20 protein-coding genes and 1 riboswitch are annotated in these 24,591 nt (G+C 72.9%); of the genes, 13 read left to right on the forward strand and 7 right to left on the reverse strand.

Going from position 1 to position 24,591, the window contains the following annotated elements; translation table 11 throughout:
- The first annotated feature begins 200 nt into the window (after positions 1–200).
- Positions 201–344, forward strand: a riboswitch (adenosylcobalamin (AdoCbl) riboswitch).
- Positions 345–396: 52 nt separating this feature from the next.
- The 4 genes from Mam01_RS00710 to Mam01_RS00725 all read left to right on the forward strand — a co-directional run bounded on the left by Mam01_RS00710 (position 397) and on the right by Mam01_RS00725 (position 4,117).
- Positions 397–1,371: an ABC transporter substrate-binding protein gene (locus Mam01_RS00710; RefSeq protein ID WP_204283349.1), complete on the forward strand. Its 975-nt coding sequence runs from the start codon at positions 397–399 to the stop codon at positions 1,369–1,371.
- Positions 1,372–1,485: 114 nt separating this feature from the next.
- Positions 1,486–2,514, forward strand: coding sequence for a FecCD family ABC transporter permease (locus tag Mam01_RS00715; protein WP_204283350.1), 1,029 nt, complete (start codon positions 1,486–1,488; stop codon positions 2,512–2,514).
- Positions 2,511–3,347 carry an ABC transporter ATP-binding protein gene (locus tag Mam01_RS00720; protein ID WP_239100918.1) on the forward strand — a complete coding sequence of 279 codons (837 nt, stop codon included), beginning with the start codon at positions 2,511–2,513 and terminating at the stop codon, positions 3,345–3,347. The genes Mam01_RS00715 and Mam01_RS00720 overlap by 4 nt, the downstream gene beginning before the upstream one ends.
- The gene (locus Mam01_RS00725; protein WP_204283352.1) at positions 3,344–4,117 is read left to right on the forward strand and encodes an adenosylcobinamide amidohydrolase; all 774 of its coding nucleotides are present in this window, start codon (positions 3,344–3,346) and stop codon (positions 4,115–4,117) included. The genes Mam01_RS00720 and Mam01_RS00725 overlap by 4 nt, the downstream gene beginning before the upstream one ends.
- Positions 4,118–4,143: 26 nt before the next feature.
- Here the strand turns inward: Mam01_RS00725 and Mam01_RS00730 are convergent, their stop codons facing one another.
- Both Mam01_RS00730 and Mam01_RS00735 read right to left on the reverse strand, forming a co-directional pair.
- Complete coding sequence (locus Mam01_RS00730; RefSeq protein WP_204283353.1) at positions 4,144–6,108, reverse strand: serine/threonine-protein kinase; 1,965 nt, start codon at positions 6,106–6,108, stop codon at positions 4,144–4,146.
- Between the two features lie 46 nt (positions 6,109–6,154).
- Positions 6,155–7,801, reverse strand: a complete 1,647-nt coding sequence (locus Mam01_RS00735) for a zinc ribbon domain-containing protein (protein ID WP_204283354.1) — start codon at positions 7,799–7,801, stop codon at positions 6,155–6,157.
- Between the two features lie 196 nt (positions 7,802–7,997).
- Between Mam01_RS00735 and Mam01_RS00740 the strand changes: the two genes are divergently transcribed.
- Positions 7,998–9,182, forward strand: a complete 1,185-nt coding sequence (locus tag Mam01_RS00740) for a sensor histidine kinase (RefSeq protein ID WP_204283355.1) — start codon at positions 7,998–8,000, stop codon at positions 9,180–9,182.
- Positions 9,179–9,841, forward strand: coding sequence for a response regulator (locus Mam01_RS00745; protein WP_204283356.1), 663 nt, complete (start codon positions 9,179–9,181; stop codon positions 9,839–9,841). Before Mam01_RS00740 ends, Mam01_RS00745 begins: the two co-directional genes overlap by 4 nt.
- Here the strand turns inward: Mam01_RS00745 and Mam01_RS00750 are convergent.
- Positions 9,781–10,491 carry a hypothetical protein gene (locus Mam01_RS00750; RefSeq protein ID WP_204283357.1) on the reverse strand — a complete coding sequence of 237 codons (711 nt, stop codon included), beginning with the start codon at positions 10,489–10,491 and terminating at the stop codon, positions 9,781–9,783. The genes Mam01_RS00745 and Mam01_RS00750 overlap by 61 nt on opposite strands.
- 173 nt (positions 10,492–10,664) lie before the next feature.
- On the opposite strand from Mam01_RS00750, the gene Mam01_RS00755 reads away from it, so the two are divergent.
- Genes Mam01_RS00755 through Mam01_RS00765 form a run of 3 tightly spaced genes read left to right on the forward strand, consistent with a single transcriptional unit; the run spans position 10,665 to position 14,598 of the window.
- The gene (locus Mam01_RS00755; protein WP_204283358.1) at positions 10,665–12,761 is read left to right on the forward strand and encodes a DUF6421 family protein; all 2,097 of its coding nucleotides are present in this window, start codon (positions 10,665–10,667) and stop codon (positions 12,759–12,761) included.
- A 46-nt stretch (positions 12,762–12,807) separates the two neighbouring features.
- Entirely contained in the window at positions 12,808–13,473 is a 666-nt protein-coding gene (locus tag Mam01_RS00760; RefSeq protein WP_204283359.1) for an SDR family NAD(P)-dependent oxidoreductase, read from the forward strand.
- A gap of 51 nt (positions 13,474–13,524) precedes the next feature.
- Entirely contained in the window at positions 13,525–14,598 is a 1,074-nt protein-coding gene (locus tag Mam01_RS00765) for a threonine aldolase family protein (RefSeq protein WP_204283360.1), read from the forward strand.
- A gap of 20 nt (positions 14,599–14,618) precedes the next feature.
- On the opposite strand, the gene Mam01_RS00770 is transcribed toward Mam01_RS00765, so the two are convergent.
- Positions 14,619–15,497, reverse strand: a complete 879-nt coding sequence (locus Mam01_RS00770; protein WP_239100919.1) for a helix-turn-helix domain-containing protein — start codon at positions 15,495–15,497, stop codon at positions 14,619–14,621.
- Between the two features lie 141 nt (positions 15,498–15,638).
- On the opposite strand from Mam01_RS00770, the gene Mam01_RS00775 reads away from it, so the two are divergent.
- Entirely contained in the window at positions 15,639–16,487 is an 849-nt protein-coding gene (locus tag Mam01_RS00775; protein ID WP_204283361.1) for an alpha/beta fold hydrolase, read from the forward strand.
- A gap of 50 nt (positions 16,488–16,537) precedes the next feature.
- On the opposite strand, the gene Mam01_RS00780 is transcribed toward Mam01_RS00775, so the two are convergent.
- On the reverse strand, positions 16,538–17,206 hold the full coding sequence (locus Mam01_RS00780; RefSeq protein WP_204283363.1) for a DUF305 domain-containing protein: 669 nt from the start codon (positions 17,204–17,206) through the stop codon (positions 16,538–16,540).
- A 105-nt stretch (positions 17,207–17,311) separates the two neighbouring features.
- On the opposite strand from Mam01_RS00780, the gene Mam01_RS00785 reads away from it, so the two are divergent.
- Positions 17,312–17,989 carry a thioredoxin-like domain-containing protein gene (locus Mam01_RS00785; protein WP_204283365.1) on the forward strand — a complete coding sequence of 226 codons (678 nt, stop codon included), beginning with the start codon at positions 17,312–17,314 and terminating at the stop codon, positions 17,987–17,989.
- 10 nt (positions 17,990–17,999) lie between these two features.
- On the opposite strand, the gene ald is transcribed toward Mam01_RS00785, so the two are convergent.
- Complete coding sequence (gene ald, locus Mam01_RS00790; protein WP_204283470.1) at positions 18,000–19,118, reverse strand: alanine dehydrogenase; 1,119 nt, start codon at positions 19,116–19,118, stop codon at positions 18,000–18,002.
- 157 nt (positions 19,119–19,275) lie between these two features.
- Here ald and Mam01_RS00795 point away from each other — a divergent pair, with 157 nt between their 5' ends.
- Positions 19,276–21,048, forward strand: coding sequence for an excalibur calcium-binding domain-containing protein (locus Mam01_RS00795; RefSeq protein WP_204283366.1), 1,773 nt, complete (start codon positions 19,276–19,278; stop codon positions 21,046–21,048).
- 526 nt (positions 21,049–21,574) lie between these two features.
- Positions 21,575–22,120, forward strand: a complete 546-nt coding sequence (locus Mam01_RS00800) for a hypothetical protein (RefSeq protein ID WP_204283367.1) — start codon at positions 21,575–21,577, stop codon at positions 22,118–22,120.
- Between the two features lie 144 nt (positions 22,121–22,264).
- Here Mam01_RS00800 and Mam01_RS00805 read toward each other — a convergent pair whose 3' ends face one another.
- Positions 22,265–24,496, reverse strand: a complete 2,232-nt coding sequence (locus Mam01_RS00805; RefSeq protein WP_204283471.1) for a xanthine dehydrogenase family protein molybdopterin-binding subunit — start codon at positions 24,494–24,496, stop codon at positions 22,265–22,267.
- Positions 24,497–24,591 lie beyond the last annotated feature (95 nt).

Raw genomic sequence — 24,591 nt, forward strand, 5'->3', positions numbered from 1 at the left:
TGCGGGAGCTTCCGCCGGGGTTTCCCGGCCGCTCCAGGCTCCCGCCCGGGCGCCGTCCGGCGCAGCGACGGAGCCACTACTCCCGATCTTGGGTGAGCCCCCGCCTCCGGGGTGGGGCCTGCCCTACCATCCCGGCCCACAGGCGGCGGCCGGGCCTCGGCGACAGGGGGAGGATGAGGGCGCGGCGGGGGAGTTGGTACCGTTGCGTCCGACGCGCGCAGCGCAGCGAAGTCCGGTGTGAACCCGGCGCTGTCCCGCAACTGTGGTTCCCCTCCCCGGGGACAAGCCAGGTCGCCTGCGTTGTGCGCCGACGCCATCAACCCTCGTGGAAAAGGGTGATCCGTCATATCCCGCGGGTCTCTCGATTTCCCGGCTTCCCCCCCTTGGAGGACCCTCGTGAGGCCCCTGCGTACGGTCGTCGCGGGTGTGGTGCTGGGTGTGCTCGGACTGGCCGGCTGCGGCCAGAGCGACGGCGCCGCCACGTCCGCGTCCCCGCCACCGTCTGCCCCCTCGAACGCCGCCGCTTCGAACACCGCCGGTTCGAACACCGCCGCCTTCCCCGTCACCATCCAGGCGGGCAACGGCGCGGTGACCATCGACAAGCGGCCCGAGCACATCGTGTCGCTGTCCCCGACGGCCACCGAGATCCTGTTCGCGATCGGCGCGGGCGGCCAGGTGAGCGCGGTGGACGACCAGTCGACCTACCCGCCCGAGGCGCCGAAGACGTCGCTGTCGGGCTTCAAGCCCAATCTCGAGGCGATCGCCGCCGCCAAGCCCGACCTCGTCGTGCTCGCCAACGACCTGAAGGGCGTGGTCGCCGGCCTGGGGAAGGTGGGCGTGCCGGTGCTGCTGGAGCCCGCCGCGACCAAGCTGGAGGACACCTACGACCAGATCAGGGACCTCGGCGCGGCCACCGGCAACGTGGACAAGGCCGAGGAGGTGGCCGACGGTGTCAAGCAGAAGATCGACGCGCTCGCCGCGGCGGCGCCCAAGGGCAAGAGCCTGACCTACTACCACGAGCTGGACACCACGCCGTACGCCGCCACGTCGAGCACGTTCATCGGGCAGGTCTACGCCCTGTTCGGGCTGAAGAACATCGCCGACGAGGCGCCCGACGCGGCGGGCGGCTACCCCAAGCTGTCGGCGGAGTTCGTGGCCAAGGCCGACCCCGACCTGATCTTCCTCGGCGACACCAAGTGCTGTGGTCAGAACGCCGCCGCGCTGGCCAAGCGGCCGGGCTGGTCCGGCCTGGCCGCCGTGAAGCAGGGCCGCGTGGTGGAGCTCGACGACGACGTCGCCTCCCGCTGGGGGCCGCGCGTCGCCGACCTCGCCCAGGTCGTCAGCGACGCCGTCCAGAAGGCGGCGGGCTGAGCCGGTGGCGACGCGCACGCCCCCGGTGGCGGTGAGACCGCTGCCGTGGTGAAAGAGGTGTGGTGAAAGAGGTGCTCCGATGAGAGCGGTCCGGCGGCGGGGCCGGGTGGCGGGGTGACGGCGCCGGGCCGTCCGCGCCGGGCGCTCCTCGTCGTGTCCGTCGTGCTGCTGGTGAGCCTGATCGCCGGGCTGGCGGTCGGCGCGGCGGTCATCTCGCCCCGCGCCATCGCGCTGGCCCTGCTCGACCGGCTGCCGCTGGTGTCCCTGCACTCCGGCCTCCAGCCGAACGAGGAGGGGATCGTCTTCCAGCTCAGGGTGCCCCGGGTGCTGCTGGCCGCCGTCGTGGGCGGCCTGCTCGCCCTGGCGGGGGCGGGCTACCAGGGCGTCTTCCGCAACCCGCTGGCCGACCCGTACCTGCTCGGCGCGGCGGCCGGGGCCGGTCTCACGGTGACGCTCGTCGTGGTGTTCCTGGGCGGCGACGCGGGGGTGGCGGCCGTGCCGGTCGCCGCCTTCGCGGGGGCCGTCGGCGGGGTCGCCCTCGCGTACGCGCTGGGCCGCACGGCGGGCCGGGCCGGGGGCACCGCGACGCTCGTGCTCGCCGGGGTCGCGGTCACCTCGTTCCTCACCGCCATCCAGACCTTCGTGCAGCAGCTCAAGGTCGACGAGCTGCAGCGCATCTACTCCTGGATCCTCGGCGACGTCGGCGGCGGGTGGGAGCAGCTCCGCATGATCGCGCCGTACGCCGTGGTGTCGACGGTGGTCATGCTGCTGCACGGGCGGCTGCTCGACGTGCTGTCGGTCGGCGACGAGGAGGCGGTCAGCCTTGGCCTGCACGCGACGCGCGTGCGGTTCGCCGTGCTGCTGGCCGCCTCGCTCGCCACCGCGTCCGCGGTGGCCGTCAGCGGGCTGATCGCCTTCGTCGGGATCGTGGTGCCGCATGTCGTGCGGCGGCTCGCCGGGTGGTCCTACCGCGTCGTGCTGCCGCTGTCGTTCCTCGGCGGGGCGGCGTTCCTCGTGCTGGCCGACACCGTCGCGCGTACGGTGCTCGCCCCGGCCGAACTGCCCATCGGGGTGGTCACCGCGTTCGTCGGGGCGCCCTTCTTCGTCGCCGTCCTGCGGATGACCCGGCGGGTGGAGACGTGAGCGGCGACACCGCCCGCCCCGGCGCCCCGGCGGTGGAGACCCGCGGCCTGGGCGTCACGCTGGGCGGGCGGCAGGTGCTCGCGGACGTCACCCTGTCGGCCGCGCCGGGTCAGTGGCTGGCGGTCATCGGCCCCAACGGCGCGGGCAAGTCGACGCTCCTGCGGGCCGTCGCCGGGCTGATCCCGCGCCAGGGCGAGGTGCTGGTGAACGGCGCGGCCGTGGAGGGCCTGCGCCCGCGCCGGCGGGCCCGGCTGGTCGCCTACGCCCCGCAGACCCCGGCACTGCCGCCCGACATGACCGTGTACGACTACGCGTTGCTCGGCCGCACGCCGTACATCTCCTATCTCGGCAGCGAGAGCGCCCGGGACCGCGAGGTGACGCGGTCGGTGCTGGACCGGCTCGACCTGGACGGCTTCGCGGCCCGGCCGCTCGGGCACCTGTCGGGCGGCGAGCGGCAGCGGGTGGTGCTCGCCCGCGCGCTGGTGCAGCAGGCGCCGGTGCTGCTGCTGGACGAGCCGACCACCGCCCTCGACCTGGGACACCAGCAGCAGGTGCTCGAACTCGTCGACCGGCTGCGCCTGGCAGACCGCCTGACCGTCGTGACGACGCTGCACGACCTCAGCCTCGCGGGGCAGTACGCCGACGCGCTGGTGCTGCTCGCGGAGGGCCGCGCGGTCGCGGCGGGCCCGCCCGGGCGGGTGCTGGCCGAGCCGCTGCTGACCGAGCACTTCGGCGCCCGCGTCCGGGTGGAGCCCGGCGCCGACGGGCGGCCGGTCGTCCACCTGGTACGCCCGCCGCTGCCTGCACCGATCTCCGCGGTGGAGGAGGGGTGACCGGCCTGCCGCGGCCCTTGCTGACGCACCGTGCCGAGGACGGCGCGCGCCTCGGCACGCTGGTGTGGCGGTTCGGGCCGGGCTGGCGGATGATCTCCTCGGCGATGCTGGGCGGCGGGATCGGCCCCCGGGAGTGGGTGCTGAACGCGCAGGTCGCGAGCGGCTACGCGCGGATGGACCCGGTGGAGCACATGGCCTCGCTCGGCCCGGAGGGCCCCGGAGTGGGCATGATGACGGCGGCGCTGGTCGAGCGGTTCCGCGTGGCCGCCGACGGGGGAGCGGAGGCCGTCGCCACGGTCGGCCTGGGCGTGCCCACCTGGGCGGCGTCACCCGAGGGCGTGCCCGACCCCGGCCTGCCCACGGTCCCGGAGCCCGATCGGGGCCCCGCACGGGAGGCGGCGGCAGGCGGGGACGCTCCGGAGCGCGGGCCGGAGGCCGCGCGGGAGGCCCTCGGCGCGGGCGGCGCGGGGGCGTGCGTGCCGCGCCCGGGGACGGTCAACATCCTGGTGGCGGTGCCCGTGGCGTTCTCCGACGCGGCGCTGGTCAACGCCGTCATGACGGTGACCGAGGCCAAGACCCAGGCGCTGCTGGAGGCGGGCTTCCCCTGCACCGGCACCGCGTCGGACGCCGTCTGCGTGGCCGTACGGCGGGAGGACCCGGCGGAGCCGTTCGGCGGCCCACGCTCCGTCTGGGGCGCGCGGATCGCCCGGGCGGTCCACCGGGCCGTCCTCGACGGCGCGCGTGACTGGGGGGACCGTGCTACGGCGTGAAGGCCGCCGTCACGTGATGGTCGCCGTCATTTGAAGGTCACGGTGTTCACCATGTGGTCGATCAGGCCGCGGTCGCACTTGCCGGATGGGCAGAAGAACGTGATCAGGACCGCCTGGCCGGAGTCGCCCTGCCGCACGAGGTAGGCGTAGAAGTCGAGCCGGCCGCCCTGCTGGGGGTCGCTGAGCACGCCCTCGACGAGGAACGCCGGCTTGGCCCCGACCGTCGTGGGGGACGGGACGCCGGTGTAGGCGACCGTGCCGGGGAAGGCCGTCTGCAGGCTGTCCTGGAGCTCCATCGGTGAGTCGGAGAGGCTCAGGGTATTGCTGACCTGGGCGAACACCCCTCTGGCGCGATCCGGCTGACCGGTGATGATCGGGTCCACCTTCGACCAGTCGGTGTTGCCCGGCACCGCGAACAACGCGTCGAACTCGTCGACGGCGGGGGAGGCGATCATCCACTGGTCGGCGTTGGTCCTGGCCTCGCCCCAGGTCGAGGGGTAGGCCATGGTGAACGGCGCGGCGGTGCTGCCCGGGTAGGTGTTCCACGTCGCGGCGGTGTCCCCGCCCCGGGTGAGCAGCAGCGTGGCGGCGACGGCGATGGCCGTCAGGACCGCCAGGCCGCCGATCAGCGGTCCGAGCGGGAGCCTGCGCCGGGCCGGCGCCGCCCCCGCCGCGACCGTGGCCTGGGTGTGGGACGACCCCGGCGGATACGACCCGTGATGCGAGCCCTGATGGGAGCCCGCGGAGTGCGAGCCCGGAGGATACGACCCCTGATGCGAGCCGGGGTGAGAACCGGGGTGCGATCCGGCGGGGCCGCCGGAGTACGAGCCGGGGTGCGTGTCGGGGTACGAGCCGTGCTGGGCGCCGGGGTGCGTGCCCGGATACGAGCCGGGATACGAGCCGTGCTGGGCGCCGGGATACGAGCCCGGCTGCCCGGCCGAGGGCCGGGAGACCGGCGGCACCGAGGAGGGTGGCACCGACGACGGCGGGACGGAGGACGACGCCGGGGGATAGGACCCCGCCTGATGGGACTGTGCTGGATGGGACTGTGCTGGATGGGACTGCGCTGGATGGGACTGCGCTGGACGAGATTGGGCGGGATGGGAGCCGCCGGGATAGGAGACCGGTGGGTGGGAGGAGCCCGCTTCGGCCGGGCCGCCCGCCCCGCCGCTGATCGCGTCGCGCAGGGCCGACACGAAGGCCAGGCAGGTCTCGTACCGGTCCTCGGGCGCCTTGGCGAGCGCCCGCGTCAGCACGGCGTTCACCGCGTGCGGCAGGTCCGGCCGGTACGGCGTGAGCGGCGGCGGGTCGTGCGAGACGTGGGCGTAGAGCAGGGCGAGCTCGGTGTCCCGCTGGAACGGCGGCTGCCCGGCGAGCGCCTCGTAGACGACGCAGGCGAAGGCGTACAGGTCGCTGCGCCCGTCGACCGGCAGGCCGCGGATCTGCTCGGGGGCGACGTAGCGCGGGGTGCCCATGAAGTGGCCGTGGCTGGTCAGCCCGGCCTCCGCCGACGAGCTCTTGGTCAGCCCGAAGTCGGTGAGGTAGACGTGCTCGGACCGGGTGACCAGGATGTTGGCCGGCTTCACGTCCCGGTGCACCAGGCCGTTGGCGTGCGCGGCGTCCAGCGCGGAGGCGATCTGCGCGAACAGCGGATTGGCCCGCCCGACCGGCAGCGGCCCCTCCGACTGCACCAGCTTGCGCATGTCGCTGCCCTCGACGTACCGCATCGCGATGAACAGCAGCTCGTCGCGCTCGCCGGCCTCGTACACGGGGATGATGTTGGGGTGGTCGATGCTCGCCACCAGCCGCGACTCCCGTACGAACCGGTCGCGGAAGCGGTCGTCCTGGGCGAGCTGCGGCGCGAGAACCTTCAGCGCCACGGCCCGACCGAGCCGCTGGTCGCGCGCCCGGTAGACCGTGGCCATCCCCCCGCGACCGACGATCGCCTCGATCGTGTAGTCGCCGAGTCGCCGCCCGATGAGCGGAGGCATCACCGGCCCCTCCGTCATTCGGATTCCCCCCTGAACGTTCTTCGGATCACTGATCGACCGGGTTCCCGCAGAAGCCGCAGAAACGGTGTCCCTGGCCCAGTCGCATGCCGCACTGCGTGCAGAACTTCAGCTGTGCCTGCCCCCGTGGCGGCGAGAGGTCCGGCGGGTACGACCGCCCCTGCGGATGCGACGGGTCCGGGGGGTGGGAGTGCCCGCCGGCCGGGGACGGGTCCACCGGCGTATGGGCGGCCGGTCCGCTCGTGGGCGGCGGCTGCATGACCTCGGGCGACCGGGCGGCCTCGGCTCCGAAGACCCGGGTGACCGCGTACGGCGGCCACGAGGGCCCGGCGTCCCCGGTCCCGCCCGCCGGCCTGTCGCCGTGCTGGTGCGCGCCGGGATGGCTGACGGGATAGGCGTCGTGATGGGCGTCAAGGTGGGCGCCGTTGGCGTGGGCGAGGTCCTGGGCCTCGGGAGCGGCGCGGCCCGCGGCGTTCCTGCGGCGCAGCAGCACGACGCCCGCGACGAGCAGGACCAGGACCACGACGCCGCCCGCGGCCCAGACCAGCGGCGACACCGAGGACTTGCGCTGCTCGGCCTGCACGGGCTGAACCGACGGCTTGGCGCCCGAGTCCTCCGCCGTGCCCGCCTTGGCCTTCGCGACCCGCAGGTGGTCGGCCGCGACGGCGTGGTCGGGCCGGAGCTTGAGCACCTGCTCCAGCACCGGCGCCGCGTTCGAGTAGAGCTTGTTGTGGTAGGAGGCGAGCGCGTTCTCGAAGACCACGTCGACCGGGCCGCGGCGGGGAGTGATCCCGACGCCGACGAGCGCGGTGCGGATCTCGTCGGCGGGCGTGATGGTCAGCGGGACGTCGCCGCCTCCGGCGAGCAGCCCCACGACCTCGCTCCTGCCGTCGTCGATGAGGGCCGCGCCGGGCGCGCCCTCGGCGAGGAGCCCGGCGAGCTTCTCGCGCTCGTCGTCCTTGAAGGTCCGGCTGCCCGGCGGGTCGAGGTGCGCGGTGTCGAGCTTGGGCGGCAGCTTGGCCGACGGCCTGCCGGTCAGCGTCATCACGTCGAGCGACGCGATGGTGCCGGCGATCGCGGTGCCCAGCGGCGCCGTGGGCAGCGACTGCTTCTCGCCGCCCTTGGTGACCTTGAGCACGGCCGGGGCCGCCGGGGAGGTCCCGGTCGTCAGGATCTGCGCGGGCAGTCCTCCGGTCGGCGGGTCGAGGTAGGGGTAGACGGTGACATTGGTGGTGACCGTCGCGATGCAGGTCGAGTCGCTCTTCTGCGGGGGGTAGCACCCCTGGAGCCGCCGGTCGAGGTCGGCGTCGTCGAGCGTGTGCCGCTTGAAGTCCGCCGGCACCTTCACCTTGAAGTATTCGGCGAACACCCGGTTGGCGGCGTACACCCGGGGGTCCTGGGCGGACTGCACGACCTGGGTGGCGGTGACGATCACCCCGTCGGGGGTGACGGTGAAGCCGCTGCCTCCGTCGAGGTCCACGTCGTACTTCCGGGCGATCTGCTTGATGACGCCGCGGTCGTCCAGCAGCGTGATGGACACGGTGGAGGACGACTCGACGCGTACGGCACCCGGGGTGACGCGGTCGGTGGAACCGCTCGGGTGTGGGTGGAGCATGGGCGCCGCGAGCACGGCGAACGCGCCCAGCCCCGCGACAAGGGAGTGCAGGCGGGGCATTCTGCGTCTCCTCGGCCTTCTCGGATCGGTTTAAAGCGTCTCAGTGCGGACGGTGCTCGACAAGGTGAGCACCGTGACCGACATCCACTTGATACAGGCCAATGATCAGGCAGTCACTTGACAACCGCTTGCAGGGCGATTGCGGGGCAGATTCGACTGATGCGCGTTATGCCGGATAAGAGTTACGCTGCGCGTCATGCGCGTTTCCCCCCTCCGCTCGGTCCCCCGTGTCGACCTGTTGATCGGTCTGGCCATCATGGCACTGGGCACCCTTGAGGCGTTCACGGTCGCCGAGAGCTACGGCGCGGCCGAGACCCCCGAGCTGTGGTGGGTCGGGCAGGCGGTGGTCACCGGCGTGCTGGTCTGGTACCGCCGCCGGTCGCCGGTGACGGTCTTCATCCTGATGATCCTCGCGCAGTACATGTGGCACCGGCAGGGCTACGAGCAGTGCCCGGTCTGGCAGCTCGCCGCGCTGCTCATCGTCTTCCACACGATCGGCGCGCATCTGCCGGTGCGGCACGGCGGCCCCTGGGGGCTGGCGGGCATCCTGATCTTCGACTCGGGGGCCGTCGACCATCGGTTCCTGCCGTTCGACGAGGTCATCTTCCTCACCGTGATGTTCGGCTCGGCGTACGCCACGGGCCTGGCCCTGCGCGGCTATCTCCTGCGCGCGCACCGGATGGCCGAGCGGGCGGCGCGGCTGGAGATGGATCGGGAGCGCCGGGCCGCCGAGGCCGTCGCCGCCGAACGCAACCGCATCGCGCGGGAGCTGCACGACGTGGTGGCCCACAGCGTGAGCATGATGGTCATGCAGGCCGGGGCGCTGCGGCGCAGGATGGCCGTGGCGCGGGAGGACGGCCCCGGCCCCGAGGCGACGATCCTCTCCGGCATCGAGCAGGCGGGCCGCGACGCGGTGGAGGAGCTGCGGATCATGCTCGGCGCGCTGCGGATGCCGCAGGACGAGGCGCTGCCCCAGCCGGGGCTCGACATGGTGCCCAACCTCATCGCGACCGTCGCGTCCTCCGGCCTGCGCGTCACGCTGGAGACCGAGGGCGACCCCGTACGGCTCGCGCCCGGTCTCGACCTGTCGGCGTACCGCATCGTCCAGGAGGCGCTCACCAACGCGGTCAAGTACGCCGGGGAGGCCGACGCCCGCATCGTCGTCGCCTACCGTCCCGACCGGCTGGAGCTGGAGATCGCCGACAACGGCGGGCGGGCCGCGACGGCGCTGTCCACGGGCAACGGGCTCATCGGCATGCGGGAGCGGGCCGAGCTGTTCGGCGGACGCCTGGAGGCGGGGCCGCGGCCCGAGGGCGGCTTCCGCGTCCACGCGACGCTGCCGATCGCGCAGGCGGCGCCGATGAGCGAGGCGGCGAGTTGACGATCCGCATCGTCCTCGCGGACGACCAGGCCATGATCCGGGCGGGGCTGCGCATGGTGGTCGAGAGCGAGCCCGGCATGGAGATCGTGGGCGAGGCCGCCGACGGCGCCGAGGCCGTCGCCCTGGCGAGCCGGGTGCGGCCGGACATCGTGCTGATGGACATCTCCATGCCGCGCATGGACGGGCTCGCCGCGGCCAGGCGGGTGCTCGACGCGCCCCATCCGCCCAAGGTCATCATGCTGACCACCTTCGACACCGACGAGAACCTGTACGCCGCGCTGCGGGCGGGCACCAGCGGCTTCCTGCTGAAGGTGTCGCCGCCCGAGCAGCTCGTGGAGGCGATCCGGGTCGTCGCCGGGGGAGACGGCCTGCTCGACCCCGCCGTCACGACGCGGGTGATCGCCTCGTTCGCGGGCCGGCACGAGCCGGTGCGGCCCCCGCAGCTCGCCGAGCTCACCCCGCGTGAGCTGGAGGTGCTGCGGATGCTCGCCCGCGGCCTCACCAACGCCGAGATCGCCAAGGAGCTCTTCGTCGGCGAGGCCACGGTCAAGACCCATGTCGCCCGCGTGCTCATGAAGCTGAACCTGCGCGACCGCGCTCAGGCGGTCGTGTTCGCGTACGAGTCGGGCGTGGTGACGCCGGGGTCGGCGCTCGGGTAGTACGACCGCCACTGGGCGTTGGTCATCTTGAGCACCTTGAGGCCGAGGTAGCCCATCGCGATGACGGGGGCGACCCAGAACGGGATCGTCAGCGGGCCGTAGGGCACCGCCACCGCGCCGAGGTAGCCCACGGCGACCACGGCCGGTACCCACCAGTGGACGAACCCGGTGCGCGAGACGGCCAGCAGGAGCAGCGGCAGCCCGACCATGCCGAAGTAGATCCACGGCAGCGTGAAGCCGAAGATGACGCCGGGAAGCTCGAACACCTGGTCGAACATCTTCTGGCCCTGCTCGACCGGGTAGTGCTGCCCGAACCACCACTCCACGGGGTCCATGAGGAGCAGCGCCGAGACGCTCATGTACCCGATGACCGTCATGCCGCCGGCGACGTGCCCGAGGACGACGGACTTCCTGCGCACGAGGTGCAGCAGGCCGAAGGCCGCGATCGGGACGAGCAGCCAGCTCCAGTGGTAGAGCGCCGACTCCAGCTGGGCCAGGGCCGGGTTGTCGCCGTAGCTGACCATCTCGCGGTCGTCGCCCCACGTGCCGGGGTCGACCAGGAGCGCGACGAACTGCAGCAGCGGCGCGACGAACAGCAGGACTCCGGTGACGCTTCGCCGGAAGGCCACCGAGTCGGACAGTTTGAACATCGATCATTCCCCTTCGGGTCCGTCTTCCTACAGCCGGGACGGTAGGTGACGGAACGCGGGGGACTCGTCCGCCGTCCGGATGATGCCTCCTCATCCGCTGGGGCTACTTATCGCCACCAGGGTAGGTATGTGTATATTTTCCGGAAGACGGCTCACACAACGGGAGATTTTACATGAAGGCATTCCCGTCGGTCCTGTTCGACGAGGCGCACAGCGAGGCCTGGACCATCCGGCGGGAGGTCGCCGAGGCCATCAATCCCGCCCACCCCGACGACAACAGCTACGCGGAGGCCGCCGGGACGCTGCGGCGGCTCGGCCACACGGTCCGCGCGCACACCGAGGGCCCCGTCACCCCGGCCGTACTGGACGGGTGCGACGTCTTCGTGCTGGCGCATCCCTCCGACGCCCGATGGGAACGCACGACCGGCGCCGGCAGCCCGGTCTTCACCGACGGGGAGATCGACGCCGTCGAGGCGTACGTCGCGGGCGGCGGCGGGCTGATCGTGCTGGCCGAGCACGAGCAGGACAAGTACGGCAGCAACCTCGCCGCCCTGCTCGCCCGCTTCGGGGTCACGGTAGAGCACGCGACCGTGCAGGACCCCGGCAACTGCCACAACACCGTGGCCACCTGGGTCCTCGGCGTGCCCTCCGCGCAGGCCGTGAGCGAGCCCGGCGGCGTGGCCCAGGACCTGCTCGCCGAGGTACGCCGGGCCTGCTTCTACCGCGCCGGGACGCTCGGCGTCCCCGCCGGGGGGAGCGTGCTGTTCGCCGCCTCCGCGTCCGCCGACCCCGCGGGAGCCCCGCTCGCCGTCGCCGTACGGCACGGCAGGGGCCGGGTGGTCGTGCTGGCCGACTCCGACCTGTTCGGCGACGACTCGATCCGCGACTACGACCACGAGAAGCTGTGGGGCAACCTCGTGACCTGGGCCGCCCGGGTGCCGGAGGCGTCCGGCGCGGCGGCGCGCGGCGCGCGGCACGAGGAGGTCGCGGCCGGGTTCGCCGCGCTCGCGGCCGCCGTCGAGCGGCTGCGCCCGCTGCAGGCCAAGGACGGCTCGGTCACCGGCGACCACGACGAGGCCGTGGCGTGCATCAGCGAGATCGTCGACGGCGTCGCGCGGCTCGCGCCGCACTTCCCGCACGACGGCGAGTATCTCGACGCCGTCATGAAGGACTTCCGGGCGTGGGTGGCGGCGGGGCTGGGCGTGCCCGACTTCCTCGACTCGCTGAACGCCTTCCACCCCGACACCCAGCGGACCGACGGCCTGGAGCACCTGGTCGTCTTCCCGATGTACACCCAGAACGGCAACCCCAACCGGAACGTCGAGGCGGTCTGGATCCGGGTCGTCTGGCCGGAGTGGCTGGCCGCGCTGGAGCGGAACGGCTACGACAACCCGATGTTCGTGCCGATCGCGTTCGAGGGCTTCACCTCCGGCTACGACACCAACTCGGCCGTGCTGTTCCCCGAGACCGTCGCCGTGCGGCAGACGCCGCCGCGCTTCACCTGGGGCGGCATCTTCTGCGACCGCGAGGCGGCCCGGTTCCGCCGGGTCAGCGAGGCGGCCGCCGCCACGCTCAAGCTGGAGCTGCCGCCGGACGCCGCCCGGCTGCTGGCCTCCCAGGACCTCGCCCAGGACACGTTCGTGCTCTGGGACCTCGTCCACGACCGCACGCACAGCCACGGCGACCTGCCGTTCGACCCGTTCATGATCAAGCAGCGCATGCCGTACTGGCTCTACAGCCTGGAGGAGCTGCGCTGCGACCTCACGGCGTACGGCGAGGCCGTGAAGCTGGAGGCCGCGGGCGTGCCGCACGCGCGGTACGTGCAGTACGCCATCCTGTTCGACCGGCTGTTCCGGTTCCCGATCACCGGGGAGCGGGTGCGCAACTACGACGGGCTCGGCGGCCAGCTGCTGTTCGCCTACCTGCACCGGCAGGGGGTCGTCCGGTGGACGGACAACCGGCTCTCGATCGACTGGTCGAGGGTCGCGGACGGCGTCGCCGACCTGCGCGCCGAGGTGGAGAAGCTCTACCGGGACGGCATCGACCGGTCCAAGCGCGCCCACTGGCTGGCCGCGCACCGGCTCGTGGCCGCGTACGTCGAGCCCGACCCGGCCTCGGTGTGGCAGCGGGGCGCCGAGGCGCTGCCCGCCGAGCAGAAGGCCGCGGTCGACGCCGTGCTGCCCGACGAGTTCCCCCTGAGCATGTTCTACGAGGCGCTGCGCCGTAAGCTCACCGACGTGGTGGAGTCGACCCGGGGCATCCGGGCGTGAGCGCGGACAACGTGGACAGCGTGGACGAGATCGGGAGGCACGTGCGATGAGCAGGGTGATCGTGGTCACCGGGGCGGGCGGCCCGGCCGGACGCGCCGTCGTCGGGCGGCTCACCGCCCGGGGCGACACCGTCGTCTCCGTGGACAAGACCGGGGCCGACGGAGCCCTGGCCGTCGACCTGCTCGACCGGGAGGCCGTACGCGGCCTGGCCGAGCGGGTGCGGGCCGAGCACGGCCGGGTGGACGGCGTCGTCCACCTGGTCGGCGGCTGGCGCGGGTCGAAGAGCTTCGCCGAGACCTCGCTCGACGACTGGGACCTGCTGCACGACCTCCTGATCAGGACCCTGCAGAACGTCTCGCTGGAGTTCGAGCCGCTGCTGCGGGCGAGCGGGGACGGCCGCTTCGTGATCGTGTCGGCGCGGGCGGCGGGGAAGCCCACGAAGGGCGGCGCGGCCTACGCCGCCGCCAAGGCCGCCGCCGAGGCGTGGACGCTGTCGCTCGCCGACGCGTTCACCGGCACCTCCGCCGCGGCCGTGATCCTCGTCGTCACCGCGCTGGTACACGACGAGATGAGGGCGGCGAACCCGGAGAAGCCGTACCGTACCTTCACCGACGTGAAGGACCTGGCGGCGGCGGTCGCGGGCCTGTGGGACGAGGATGCGGCGGAGGTCAACGGCCGGCGCGTCGACCTCACGCCCGATCCGGCCGCCTGATCCGGGCTGCCGCTGTTCCGCCTTCGCTGAACTGTTGTGGGGAGAGATTTCGTGACAACCGATGCCGTGCGGCGGCACGACCCGGCGAGGCGCACCTTCGCGAGCGACAACTACGCGGGAGTGCACCCGGAGATCCTGGAGGCGATCGCCCTCGCCAACGAGGGGCACCAGGTCTCCTACGGCGACGACGTCTACACCGAGGCGCTGCAGGGGGTCTTCCGCCGCCACTTCGGCGAGCAGGCCGAGGCGTTCCCGGTCTTCAACGGCACGGCGGCCAACGTGGTGTCGCTGCGGTCGATGTGCGCGCACTGGGAGGCGGTGATCTGCCCGGAGACCGCCCATGTCAACAGCGACGAGGGCGGCGCCCCGGAGGTCGTCGGCGGGTTCAAGCTGCTGACCGTGCCCACCCCGGACGGCAAGCTGACCCCCGATCTTCTCGACCGGCAGGCGTGGGGCTTCGGCGACGTGCACCGGTCACAGCCCCGGGCCGTGACGATCTCCAACGCGACCGAGGTGGGCACCGTCTACACCCCGGCCGAGATCAGGGCCCTGTGCGACCACGCCCACGAGCTCGGCCTGGTCGTCCACCTCGACGGCTCGCGGCTCACCAACGCCGCGGCCGCCCTGGACGTGCCGCTGCGCGCCCTGACCACGGACGCCGGCGTCGACGTGCTGTCGTTCGGCGGCACCAAGATCGGGCTGATGCTGGGCGAGGCCGTCGTCGTGCTCAACCCCTCGGCGGCCCGGGGCCTGCCGTACCTGCGGAAGACGAGCATGCAGCTCGCCTCCAAGATGCGCTTCGTGTCGGTGCAGTTCGAGGCGCTGCTCGCGGGCGACCTGTGGCTGCGCAACGCGCGGCGGGCCAACGCGATGGCCCGGCGGCTCGCCGCGGCCGTACGGGACCTGCCCGGCGTGACCGTGCCGCGTCCGATCGAGGCCAACGGGGTCTTCGCGATCCTGCCCGCGGACGTGGCCGACCGGCTGCGCAAGCGGTTCCGGTTCTACAACTGGGACGAGCAGATCGGCGGCGGGATGATCGAGGTGCGGTGGATGTGCGCCTTCGACACCACCGAGGCCGACGTGGACGCCTTCGCCGCCGCGCTCACCGAGGAACTGCGCGCCTAGGGGAGTGCGTCCCCCCGGGATCAGGGCCCCGCACTGCCGGCCGACGGGAGATCCGGTCTGGCGGGAGTCTCCCGGCTGGGCCATGCGATGTCGTCGACCGCCAGAAACGGCTCGCCTGCCACGTTCGCCGGGGTCACCCCGACGAACTCCATGACGTCTCGATGCAGATGGGACTGGTCGGCGTAGCCGGCCTCCACCGCGACCCGGGCCGCGCTGCCGCCCGCGACCAGGCGGTGGGCGGCGTGATCGAAGCGGACCAGCTTCGCGGCGCGCTTGGGCGGCAGGCCGATCTGCGAGTGGAATCGGGACCACAGGCGTTTACGGCTCCATCCGAGCTCGGCGGCCAGCCGGTCGACCCGGACCAGGCCGCGACCTCCGGCGATCCGGCGCCAGGCCCAGGCCACCTCAGGGTCCACCGGCGGCCCCGCCTCATGCCGGCGGGCGAGCAGCGCGCCGGTCAACGCGAAGCGATCCTCCCAGGAGGAGACGCCGGCCAGCCGCTCACGGATCCGCGACGCCTCCCGGCCCCACAGGTCGTCGAGGGCCACCACGGCGCCGTCGAGGTCGGCGGGGGAGACGCCCAGAATCGCGCGCGCGGTGACCGGGGACAGGCGTACCTGCACGCACTCGACGTTCTCGCCCCGTGCCCAGGCCGCGCCTCCGGACCCGAGCCCGGGCCCCGCGACGAGGCTTCCGCGCTGCCGCCGCCCGGCGGCGTAGTCCACGACGGGCGAACCGGCGCCGAACTCCAGCAGCAGCGTCACGGCCGGGTGCGGGACCATCCGGAGCGCGTCCAGGTCGCCGACGCGGAACCCGGCCATGGTGACACCGGCCACCCGGCCGGGCCCCCGCGGGGAGGCGACGTCCCACACCGCCTCCCCGTGCACGAAAGTCGACACGGCCGCCAGGCTATGCGAGCGCCACGCGGAACGACCGAAGGGAACGACCGGAGGGAACGACCGGAGGGAACGACCGGAGGGAACGACCGAGGGGAACATTCGTTCAAGACGCCCGCGCGCACCGGCGGCGACAGTGGGCGCATGACTGTTTCCGAGGGTGATCGGCATGCGGAAGCCGAGACCACCGAAAGTTCGACGCTGTCCCTGGACGACGGCGACATCCACGTGTGCCAGGACGGCCCCCGCGACGCCCCGGCACTCCTGCTGATCCACGGGTCCGCCTCCTCGGCCCGCTCGTGGGACTCCCTGGTTCCGCTGCTGACCGGATCGCATCGCGTCATCCGGATCGACCTGCTCGGGCACGGGCGGTCGGCCAAACCGGCCGGCCCGAGCTACGCGACCCCGGACCAGGGACGCCGGGCCGGCGTGGCACTGGACCGGCTCGGCGTCGAGCGCGCGATCGTGGTCGGTCATTCCAGCGGCGGCGCGGTCGCCACCGCTCTCGCCGAGCGACGACCCGACCTGGTGATCGCGCTCGCGCTCGTCAACACCGGACCCGGCATGGCCGCCTTCATCGCAGCCGAGTCCGCTCCGATCACACCGTCGCAGTGGCCGCCTGCCGACGAGCGGATCTGCCGGTTCGCCAGCACCGGTTTCAGCCGCGCGGGCTATCGGATCCCACAGGAGCTTCTGGACGAGGTGCGCATGATGACCCACCACACGCTCACCGCGACGATGGCGGGCACCCGCGCCTACCTGGAGGAACAGGCGCTTCCGGAGCGGCTGACGGCCCTCGGCAAGCCGCTTTTGGTGATCTTCGGCGAGGACGACCGCAGATGGCGATCCTCGTCCGCCGCCGACTACCGGACGGTTCCAGGCGCGAAGGTCGAGTTGCTGCCCGGCCTCGGGCACTCGCCCATGCTCGAGGACCCTGTGAGGACCGCCGGCCCCCTGCTGGCCTTCACCGCGATCCACGCCGAGAGGGGCTGACGGCCCGGCCCGCCGTCACCCACAGCCGACGGTGGGCCGGCCGGAGAGGGTCACGGCGCGGGCAGGGGCTGGGCGCCGCGGGCGGCCAGGAACTCCTTCATCGTGCGGATCTCGGCGTTCTGGCTGTCCACGATGTGCTGGGCGAAGGCCCGCACCTCGTCCCGGGACGACAGCCGGAGCAGGCCCTCGGCCATCTCCACCCCGCCCTGGTGATGCCGGATCATGAGCTGGAGGAAGAGGATCTCGGCGTCCCTGCCGGCGGCCGCCTTCAGCTTGTCCATCTCGGCGGGGGTGGCCATGCCGGGCATGGTCCCACCGGGCGCCGTCGCGGTGGCGGCCCCGCCGCCGTGACCGTGCCCGGACATCCAGGCCATCGGGGGGCGGCTCGCGCTCTGGTCCAGCCCCCACTGCTGCAGCCAGCCCATGAAAATTCCACGCTGCGTGCTCTGCGTCGTGATGATGTCGTACGCCAGGCCGCGCAGCGCCTGGTCGGAGGTCTTGTCGCGGAGGACGAAGGACATCTCGACCGCCTGGGCGTGATGGACCCCCATGTCCCGCGCGAACCCCGCCTCGGGGGAGGAGTCCGAGGGCGTTCCCGACCTGGTGAAGAACAGCACGAGCACCGCCGCCGCGAGCAGTACGGCGATCAGCCCGAGCAGGGGGAAGGAGCGCCGGGGCGGGGAGGCGGTCTCCACCGCGGCGTCGAGGTCAGTGCTCATCGCCCACAGGGTACCGCCGCCAAACAAGATCTACCCGAAGTGGTAGGTATAACCACTATTCTCCATACCCAGCGGGGGCGTCAGTGATCAGTGCTTGGAGGAGCGATGACCAAGGAGAAAGCGCAGGCGAGGCGTGAGCACCTCGCCCGCATGCGCGCCGACCAGAAGCGCAAGGAGCGGCGCGCCGCGCTTCTCATGTGGGGCATAGGTGGCCTCGTCATCGTGGTCCTGGTCGCTCTTGTCGCCGTCTGGGTGGTGAAGGACCGTTCGGGCAAGTCGCTCGGCGCGGTCAAGTCCTTCAATTACAAGGGCTCCGACCACTCCTGGACGAAGGTGGACTACAAGGAGAACCCACCCGTCGGCGGCCAGCACAACTACTACTGGCAGAACTGCGGCATCTACGACAAGCCCATCCACAACGAGCACGGCGTCCATTCGCTGGAGCACGGCGCGGTGTGGATCACCTACCGCCCCGACCTGCCGAAGGCGGAGGTCGACAAGCTGAAGACCATCGCCTCGGCCGACTACATGCTGCTGAGCCCGTACCCGAACCTGCCGGCCAAGGTCGTCGCCTCGTCCTGGGACCACCAGATCACCCTCGACGGCGCGGAGGACCCCCGCCTGCCGGAGTTCGTGAAGAAGTACAAGCAGAACCCGACCTACACCCCCGAGTACGGCGCGTCCTGCACGGGCGGCATCGGCACCACCTCCGACCAGCCGCTCCCGCCGCCGCAGGCGGAGACCAGCCAGGAGCCGATGCCGAGCGCGTCCCCGGCCTCCTGACCGGAAGGGCTCAGGGAACCAGCACGCGGTCCACGGGCACGGCCTCGAGCCCGTGGGCCTCGGCCACCGGGCGGCTCGTGAGGTGGCCCTGATGGGTGCTCAGGCCGAGGGCGAGCGCGGGGTCGGCGGTCAGCGCCCCGCGCCAGCCCAGGTCGGCGATCGACAGCGCGTACGGAAGCGTCACGTTGGTCAGCGCGTACGTCGAGGTGTGCGGCACCGCCCCGGGCATGTTGGCCACGCAGTAGAACACCGACCCGTGCACCCGGTAGACCGGGTCGGCGTGCGTGGTCGGCCGGGAGTCCTCGAAACAGCCGCCCTGGTCGACCGAGATGTCGACGAGCACCGACCCCGGCTTCATCCGGGCCACGAGATCGTTGCTCACCAGGGTCGGCGCCTTGGCGCCCGGCACGAGCACCGCGCCGACCACCAGGTCGGCGTCCACCACCGCCCGCTCGACCTCGTACGCGTTGGACGCGATGGTCTGGCAGTTCCCCCGGAAGACCAGGTCGGCCTGGCGCAACCGGTCCACGTCGCGGTCGAGCAGCAGCACCTGGGCCCGCATGCCGACCGCGACGGCGGCGGCGTTCATGCCGGACACGCCCGCGCCGATCACCACGACCTTGGCCGGATAGGTGCCGGGGACGCCGCTCATCAGCACCCCCCGCCCGCCGCCCTGCCGCATGAGGTGGTAGGCGCCCACCTGGGGGGCCAGCCGTCCGGCGACCTCCGACATGGGCGCGAGCAGCGGCAGTGTGCGGTCGGGCAGTTGCACGGTCTCGTAGGCGATGCCCGTGACGCCGGACTCCAGCATGGCCCGGGTGCACGGCTCCGAGGCGGCCAGGTGGAGATAGGTGAACAGCACCTGGCCCTCGCGCATCCGGGGGTACTCCTCCGGTTCGGGTTCCTTGACCTTCAGGATCAGGTCGCCCTCCGCCCACACCTCGTCGGCGGAGTCGAGGACCACCGCCCCCGCGGAGGCGAAGTCCTCGTCGGGGATCGCCGACCCCCTTCCGGCGTCCTGCTCCACGACGACCTGGTGGCCCTTGCGGACGAACTCGTTGACCCCGGCGGGGGTGAGCGCGACGCGGTACTCATGGGTCTTGATCTCTCGGGGCACTCCCACCTTCATGTAGTCCACTGTCCGCTCCCCGTGTTTGCCCTGGCAGCGGACAACGAGCACCATTTTGTCGGGCATTCATGACAAATGGTCAAGGTTGGACGGTGCTGAACCGCGTAGGGTCACCCGGTTACCTACCGTTGGCATAGGTCGGTAGGCTCTGCGAGCGATGTCAGGGATCGAGGTGGGGATGCAGAACGTGCCCGTGCCGGGAGACGAGGAACCCGGTCCGCGGCCCGGCGGACCGACCCCGGGGACTGAGACGGCACCGTTGTGGGGTCCGGCCGGCCCGGACGACGCCGGCGGTGTGCCCGCCGAGACGTACGACCGGCCCGGCGGCAGCCACGCCGCGACATACGGCGTGCCCGGAGACGGAGCGAGTGCGGCAGGCGCCCCGTACGGGCCGCCCGGTGGTAGCCATGCCGCCACATACGGCGTGCCCGGAGACGGAGCGGGTGCGGTAAGCGACCCGTACGGCCCGCGGGAGATCCCGCCGGACGGCTTCGGGCAGACCGAGGTGATCGGCGCCGTACCCGGTGCGGGCAGTGGCGTGTACGGTCCCGGCGCGGCCGACGACCCGTACGGGGTCGCGGGCCTGCCCGGCGGCGACCCCGGCGTCGCGGACGCACCCGCGGGACTCGGCGCGCCCGGGCTTCCCGGCGCCGGCGGGCCGGGCGACCTGTCTTCCGGCGCGTTCGCGGACGTTCCTCCCGGCGTTCCCGTCGACGTTCCAGTCGGCGTTCCGGCCGACGTTCCTCCCGGTGTTCCGGTCGAGGTGCTCGCCGACCTTCCTCCCGTGCCGTCCGACGTCGTGGTCGAGGTGGTCGAGGAGGTTCCGGGTGACGTGCCCCTCGACGCGCCCGCCGACCCGGCGGCGCCGGAGGGGCCCTCGGAGCCCCGCGCGGCGAGGGGGACGACGATCGCCCTCGTGGTGGCGCTCGTGACGGTGGTCGTGATGTCCGGAGTCCTCGGGGCGGTCGCCGTGCTGATGACCCGCAATCCGGACGCGCCGCCGCTCAAGCAGACGCCCGTCCACACGCTGGGCACTCCCGTGCACTTCGCCCCGGTCACCGGGGTGCGGCCCGCGCCCTGCGAGGGGACCGACGCGATTCCGGACGACAAGGGGACCACCTGCTACCTGCTCGACCCGGGGGTCACGGTCAAGACCGTGCAGAAGATCGAGGAGGTGCCCGACAACGACGGCACCTATACGGTCCGGCTCGTGCTGTCGCCGCCGAGCCGCGAGGAGATCGCCCAGCTCACCCGGGACACCGTCAAGCAGCAGCTCGCGGTCGTGGTGGGGGAGAAGGTCGTCGCGGCGCCCCGCGTCGCCCAGGAGATCACGCAGGACAGCCTCGGCATCGCGGGCTTCGACAAGGCGCAGGCGGACGCGATCATCGGCCTGCTGACCGGAGGATCGGCCCCCGCGGGCCAGCAGCCGAATCCCTCTCCCGGCGCCGGTCAGCCGGACGGGACGCAGCAGGGCGGCACTCAACCGGGTGGAACCCAGCCGGACGGCACCCAGCAGGGCGGGACCCAGCCTGGTGGCACGCAGCCGGACGGCACCCAGCAGGGCGGGACTCAGCCTGGTGGCACGCAGCCGGGCCTCGACCAGTCCGGCACGAACCAGAACGCCCCCCAGCCCGGCTCGACCCCGCCCGGCGTCTCTCAGCAGAACGGCGGGCAGGGCACGATCAGCTCCGGCTCCGGCTCCGGCTCCGGGACCGGCGCCGCCCAGCCCGGCGCCGCCCAGCCCGGCGCCACACAGGCCACGCTCACCTCCGGCGGCGCGGCCGGAGGGAACGGCGGCCGGTACGCCTCGTGCAAGGAGGCGAAGGCCCACGGCGCTGGGCCGTACACGAAGGGCCGCCACCCCGAGTACGCCTGGTACGTCGACGTCGACCACGACGGCGTCGCCTGCGACCCCGACGACATGGTCTGACCCTTCACCGTCGCTGGGCGGCGGAGCGGTGCGGCGGCGTGCGGCATGACGGCAGACGCCGCGTCCGCCGACGGCCCGTGCCCACCGTCGGCCCGTGCCCACCGTCGGCCCGTGCCCACCGTCGGCCCGCGTCTACCGATGGCCCGTGCCCGCCGTCGGCCCGCGTCTACCGTCGGCCCGTGCCCGCCGACGGCCCGCGTCGACCGACGGCCCGTGCCCGCCGTCGGCCCGCGTCCGCGCATGGGCGCGGCGCCGATGTGCGGCCGGCGGGGCCGACCGGTGGACGTGCAAGCGGTGGGCAATCGGGGTGCAAGCAGGGGCCGATAATGTGCGGGGCGTGTCAGCACCATGGTTGCGAGGCGTGGCCGGTTCGGCCGCGGCCGCCGCGTTGCTTCTCCCCGCCGCTCCTGCCCTCGCGCACTCCGCATCTTCTGCGCAGTCCGCGCACTCCGCATCCTCTGCGCAGTCCGCGTACTCCGCCGCGCAGGCCTCGGCTCCAACCGCCGCACAGGCGGCGTCCGCGCGCGTGAAGCCCGCGCCCGCGACGGTCGCCAGGAAACTGTTCGACGCCTGGCTGCGCCGGGACCGCCACGCGGCCTCCCGGGTCGCCACCGCCGGCGCGGTCTCCACGATCTTCGCCTACCCCTTCCGGGCCCCGAACCGGTTCGCGGGCTGCACCGGAGGGCGTGACTGCCGGTTCGTCCACACCAGTGTGAACGTCCCGGGCGGGCTCGACGGCATCCTGATGGTCGTCTCGGGCTCCAAGGTCGTGAAGGTGTACGAGTCCCGCCACCTCGTCACGCCGTCCGCCGCCGCCACCCGCCTGTTCCAGGCGTGGCGCGCGGGCGACCGCTACCGGGGTCTGGAGGCCGCCACGAACAAGGCCGTCACCAAGCTCTTCTTCCACAGGTACGACCCCAGGGGCGTGGCCTACATGTTCCAGGGCTGCAACCGCGATGCGAAGGGCTACAGCTGCGCCTACTCCTACGAGGGCGGCGCCATGTTCATGCGGGTCGGCGGTTCGAAGGCCCGCGGCTACGAGGTGACGTCCATCGGCTACATCGCCGACTGACCCCGTCGGCCGGCCCGCTCGGGAGCCGGCTGAGCCCGCACCGGACGATCCCGCCCGCCCGCCCGCCCGCACGGACGGGCTGGCGGCCGCGGCTCTTCGGCGGCTCACCGGAACACCCACAGCGTGGAAGCCCGGTCCTTCGGTTCAGGGCCGGGAAGCCGGCACGAGGGCGATGTCCTCGGGCCGGATCGGCACGCGGGGGAGATCCAGCCCGGTCGCGGCCCTGACGGCGGCGGCCACGGCCGGGGTCGACGACAGCGTGGGCGGCTCGCCCGCCCCGCGCAGCCCGTACGGCGCGTGCGGGTCGGGGTTCTCCAGGATCGACAGCCGCATCGGCGGCATGTCGAGGATGGTGGGGATCAGGTAGTCGGTGAACGAGGGGTTGAGCACCCGGCCCTCCCTGACCTGGATCTCCTCCATCAGGGCGAGCCCCAGGCCCTGCGCCGAGCCGCCGTGGATCTGCCCTTCGAGGGCGAGCGGGTTGAGGATCTTCCCCACGTCCTGCACGGCGGCGAGCTCGACCACCCTGACCAGGCCGAGGTCCACGTCCACGTCGACCACCGCGCGGTGCACGCACAGCGCGAGCTGGGTGTGGGAGTTCCCCTGGCCGGTGACCGGGTCCATCGGGAAGGTCGGCCGGTGACGGAACTCCCGGGTCTCCTCCACCGGCCCGCACCGCTCCAGCACCTCCACGAGCGACAGCTCCGGATGCGCGGCGCGCAGCGCGCCGAGACGTTCCCGCACCGCCACGCAGGCGGCCCGGACGGCCCCGCCCGTGACGTACGACTGCCGGGAGGCCGAGGACGACCCGGCCGAGCCGACCCCGGTGTCCGCCGGGGCGACGGTGACCCGTTCGACGCCCAGTTCCGTACGGGCGATCTGGGCCTGCACGGTGACGAGGCCCTGGCCCACCTCGGCGGCGGCGGTGCGCACGAGCACGTGGGGCTCGTCGCCGGCGGCCTCGATCCGCACCCGCGCCGTCGAGTAGTCGTCGAAGCCCTCGGAGAAGCAGATGTTCTTGATGCCGACGCCGTAGCCCACGCCCCGCCGCACGCCCTCGCCGCGCGTCGCCTGGGCGACGCCGCCGGGCAGCAGGCGCAGGTCGGGCCCGGCGCCGTCCATCCCGGCGCCTGCCGGGTCCGTGGGTAGCGGCATCGCGGCCAGTTCGGTGAGCATCTCCGCGAGCGGCGCGGGGCTGTCGATCAGCTGCCCGGTGGCCAGTCGCGACCCCTGCGACACCGCGTTGCGGACCCGGATCTCCACCGGTGACAGCCCGCAGGCCGCCGCGAGGCGGTCCATCTGCGACTCGTACGCGTAACAGGCCTGCACCGCCCCGAACCCGCGCATCGCGCCGCAGGGCGGGTTGTTGGTGTAGACGCCGTACGCGTCGATCCAGACGTTGTCCACCTCGTACGGCCCGACGCCGAGGGAGGCGGCGTTGCCGACCACGGCGAGCGTGGACGAGCAGTAGGCCCCGCCGTCGAGCAGGATCTCGGCCCGCACGTAGACGAGCCGCCCGTCGGCCGTCGCGCCGTGCTCGTACCGCATCCGGGCGGGATGCCGGTGGACGTGGCCGAAGAACGACTCCTCGCGGCCGTACACCATCTTGACGGGGCGGCCGGTCCGCAGCGCCAGCATCGAGGCGTGAACCTGCATCGACAGGTCCTCTCTCGCGCCGAACGCGCCGCCGACCCCGGCGAGCGTCAGGCGCACCTTCTCCGGCGGCAGGCCGAGACACGGCGCCACCTGTCCCTGGTCGACGTGCAGCCACTGCGTGGCGACGAACAGGTCCACCCCGCCGTCCTCGGCGGGCACGGCCAGGCCCGACTCCGGCCCGAGGAACGCCTGGTCCTGCATGCCGACCTCGTACTCGCCGGTGACGACCACCTCGGCCGCGAAGGTGCTCCCCACCCTGACCGGCTGGTGCCGTACGAGGTTGCCCCCGGGGTGGACGGCCGGGCAGGACAGGTCGAAGGCGGCCCGGCGGGGGTCGGTGACGGCCGGCCGCACCTCGTAGTCCACGACGATCGCGGCGGCGGCCCGGCGCGCGGTCTCCGGATGGTCGGCGGCCACGATCGCCACGGGCTCGCCCTGGTAGCGGACCTGGTCGATCGCCAGCACCGGCTGGTCCCGGTGCTCCAGCCCGTAGAACCTCTCGCCGGGAACGTCCTCGTGGGTCAGCACGGCGAACACGCCGGGCATCGCGAGGGCGGGGCCGACGTCCATCGAACGGATCCACGCCGACGGGTGCGGGCTGCGCAGGGTGGCGCCCCAGAGCATGCCTTCCAGCCACAGGTCCGAGGAGTAGGCGAACTCACCGCTCACCTTCAGGTTGCCGTCCGGGCGCGGCACGCTCTCGCCGATCCCCGAAGGCATCCCGGAGGGCCGCTCTGTGTCCGTCGTCAATGGCCGCGTCACCCTCGTAGTACAGCAACCCGGCCGGGCCGGGCCTATCGGCGTGGTCATGGGAA

Source organism: Microbispora amethystogenes (assembly GCF_016863015.1).
GTDB classification, from domain to species: Bacteria; Actinomycetota; Actinomycetes; order Streptosporangiales; family Streptosporangiaceae; genus Microbispora; species Microbispora amethystogenes.

What these genes read in the sequence shown, in the direction of transcription:
- Mam01_RS00795 (WP_204283366.1), top strand. Translation starts at nt 19,276, where the DNA reads ATGTCAGGGATCGAGGTGGGGATGCAGAACGTGCCCGTGCCGGGAGAC.
- Mam01_RS00730 (WP_204283353.1), bottom strand. Translation starts at nt 6,108, where the DNA reads ATGCCTCCGCTCATCGGGCGGCGACTCGGCGACTACACGATCGAGGCG.
- Mam01_RS00805 (WP_204283471.1), bottom strand. Translation starts at nt 24,496, where the DNA reads ATGCCTTCGGGGATCGGCGAGAGCGTGCCGCGCCCGGACGGCAACCTG.
- Mam01_RS00755 (WP_204283358.1), top strand. Translation starts at nt 10,665, where the DNA reads ATGAAGGCATTCCCGTCGGTCCTGTTCGACGAGGCGCACAGCGAGGCC.
- Mam01_RS00760 (WP_204283359.1), top strand. Translation starts at nt 12,808, where the DNA reads ATGAGCAGGGTGATCGTGGTCACCGGGGCGGGCGGCCCGGCCGGACGC.
- Mam01_RS00740 (WP_204283355.1), top strand. Translation starts at nt 7,998, where the DNA reads ATGCGCGTTTCCCCCCTCCGCTCGGTCCCCCGTGTCGACCTGTTGATC.
- Mam01_RS00785 (WP_204283365.1), top strand. Translation starts at nt 17,312, where the DNA reads ATGACCAAGGAGAAAGCGCAGGCGAGGCGTGAGCACCTCGCCCGCATG.
- Mam01_RS00780 (WP_204283363.1), bottom strand. Translation starts at nt 17,206, where the DNA reads ATGAGCACTGACCTCGACGCCGCGGTGGAGACCGCCTCCCCGCCCCGG.
- Mam01_RS00750 (WP_204283357.1), bottom strand. Translation starts at nt 10,491, where the DNA reads ATGTTCAAACTGTCCGACTCGGTGGCCTTCCGGCGAAGCGTCACCGGA.
- Mam01_RS00735 (WP_204283354.1), bottom strand. Translation starts at nt 7,801, where the DNA reads ATGCCCCGCCTGCACTCCCTTGTCGCGGGGCTGGGCGCGTTCGCCGTG.
- ald (WP_204283470.1), bottom strand. Translation starts at nt 19,118, where the DNA reads ATGAAGGTGGGAGTGCCCCGAGAGATCAAGACCCATGAGTACCGCGTC.
- Mam01_RS00775 (WP_204283361.1), top strand. Translation starts at nt 15,639, where the DNA reads ATGACTGTTTCCGAGGGTGATCGGCATGCGGAAGCCGAGACCACCGAA.